The organism is Kitasatospora sp. NPDC091257 (assembly GCF_044757675.1).
Lineage (GTDB): Bacteria > Actinomycetota > Actinomycetes > Streptomycetales > Streptomycetaceae > Kitasatospora > Kitasatospora lactacystinica.
Genome location: NZ_JBIVVI010001410.1, coordinates 1 through 2099 on the forward strand (window position 1 = coordinate 1; position 2099 = coordinate 2099).

2 protein-coding genes and 1 pseudogene are annotated in these 2099 nt (G+C 73.9%); all 3 read right to left on the reverse strand.

The window, feature by feature from the left end; all coding sequences use genetic code 11:
* Positions 1 to 60 precede the first annotated feature (60 nt).
* Complete coding sequence (locus ACIQOV_RS38795) at positions 61 to 477, reverse strand: DUF3085 domain-containing protein (protein ID WP_331768399.1); 417 nt, start codon at positions 475 to 477, stop codon at positions 61 to 63.
* 681 nt (positions 478 to 1158) lie between these two features.
* Entirely contained in the window at positions 1159 to 1401 is a 243-nt protein-coding gene (locus tag ACIQOV_RS38800; protein WP_401055533.1) for a hypothetical protein, read from the reverse strand.
* A gap of 314 nt (positions 1402 to 1715) precedes the next feature.
* Positions 1716 to 2099: pseudogene (locus ACIQOV_RS38805) on the reverse strand (hypothetical protein); the annotation flags it as partial.

Below are 2099 nucleotides of genomic sequence, written 5' to 3' on the forward strand. Positions count from 1 at the left end.
CGGGGGGGCAGGGGCGTGGTGCTGGCGGTATCGAGCGCGGTGGGACCGTTGTGGGCTGAATCAGTCGCTGTAGGTGAGCATGACGCTGTCGGTGCTGACCTTCAGCTCCAGCCAGCGCAGTCCGTCCGTTACGGCGGTGCGAAGCTCCTGCAGCATCGTTGTGGTGGTGGCGGCGTCACTGGACAGCGGCTCGTTCAGCGGGAAGTACTCCGCGAAGTCGTCGCCGCCGACCGGGGTGTCGCGCAGTTCGTTCTCGGTGCCGGGGCCCCAACCGTCGGCGTGGACGACGTCCTTGCCGGGCAGGTGCGGCAGGCCGTTGGACATGATGTAGGTGCCGTCGTCCTTCACCCAGATGAGGCATGCTCCGCTGGCGTCGGAGTAGGAGCTCGTGCGGTGGTCGAGGGCTGCGGCCGCGTGCTCGGCGAGAGACAGGATATCGGCCAGCGGGAATCGGAGCACGAGCGGTGAGTTACGCATGGGTGTGAGTCCGTTCTTCCGAGGTGGAGTTGAGAGCGCGGGCCCCGGGGCAGGTCTTCGGACACGGACTGGGACGGCCGTGACGGGGCGCAGCGCGGGGGTGGGTGCGGTGGGGCGGACCGCCTTCGGGGCGGGCGGGGCGCCGGGAGCCCGCAGGCCGGAGCGGGGTCACGGCCGTACGGGCGGGAACAGGACGCACAGTAGGAACACCAGGCGGCCGATCAACCCCGGGCCGGGACGGGCCAGGCCCGGGGCCCGCAGCAGCTGGGGCGCAGCGGCGGTGCCGTACCGGGCCGGGGACCGGCGGGTCGGCCGATCGGGGCGCAACGGCAGTGCTGCGCCCCGGACCGTGCCGCGGCTGGGTGGCCGGTCGCGGGTGTCCGCGCCGCGCCGGGCGTTCCCCTTCTCTGGTACCGGGCGCTGGTGGGCGACCGGAGTCGGCCCACGCCGGTCCCGGCGTGGGCCGGAGACCATCGGGGCTGGGCGGCGGATCGGGTGGTGCGCTGGACGGGCGGGCAGGCGGGGTGGGGCAGTTGGTCAGGTGGGCGGTCGGCCGGGCGGTGAGCGCGGCTCCGCAGCCTCCTCGGCACGGTGCCGCTCGGTTCCCCCGATTCCGCCGGCGGGGGTGGGGCGCAGCCGTGCGGCGGGGCCTTGCCGCATCACGACCGATCTGATGTCGCGTCAGAAGTAGTGGTAGCCGTCGTTGGCTACCAGGGCGCCGTTGGAGCCTGCCTGGAGGATGTCGGATTCGCGCTGGTGGCGGTAACAGAGAATCCAGTCGACGTCGATCTGCCCGGCCTCGTACGCGTCAAGGTCGGCCGGGGGGAACTCGCAGCCCTCGCACTGTGTGACGCGGCGCAGCGCGGAGGCGGCAGCGGCGGCGGTCGTGGCGGGCAGGGTGGACGGGGTGCGGTTCGTGGCCATGGGGGGGTTCCTGTCGTGAGGTTTGAAGACGGGCGGGCGGCGGGAGGTGCGGAGGTCTGGATCTGGGCCCGCTCTGCGGGCGGGTGCCGGGGGTCGGTACGGCCCGAAGGGTCACGGCCGCCCGGCCGGAACAGGAGGCACCGTAGGACGGGTGGCGAGCCGGTCAACCCGGCGGTGCGGGGTGAACGGCCGCGGCGGGGACGGGACTTCGGTGGGACGGGGGCGAGGGCAGGCAGGGGCTGCCGTCCCCGGCCCCGCCGTTGCGGGCTGGGGCCGGAGAACGGCAGGACCGGGGGCGCCGGGAGCACAGCCCGTCAGGCGGCGGACGGCTCGCTGATGGTCGTGTAGCTGCCGGTGGCGAGGTACTGCTGGAAGGACTCGTAGCCGGTGTCGATCCGCAGGGTTCCGCCGCGGGCGATGTTCACGGCCTCGCTCCAGGTGAGGGGCTGGCCGCCGTAGGGCAGGACGAGCAGCGGGACGTCGGCGGGGTGGACGTCGCAGACGTCCCACGGCCAGCCGTTCGTGAGGACGACCGCGCCGTCGGGGAAATGCTCCTCGCAGGTGCCGCAGCCGCACGAGAGGTCGTAGGGCTGGGGGTCGGCGGGGTAGGCGCCACTGGCGAAGCAGTCGGCGCGCGGCAGGGCCCGCCCCGGGGCCGGGGGCTGGAACGCGGAGACGATCAGGTCGCCCTGCCGGAC

Excerpts from the sequence above, each read along its gene's own strand:
- ACIQOV_RS38795 (WP_331768399.1), bottom strand. The coding sequence starts at position 477 with ATGCGTAACTCACCGCTCGTGCTCCGATTCCCGCTGGCCGATATCCTG.
- ACIQOV_RS38800 (WP_401055533.1), bottom strand. The coding sequence starts at position 1,401 with ATGGCCACGAACCGCACCCCGTCCACCCTGCCCGCCACGACCGCCGCC.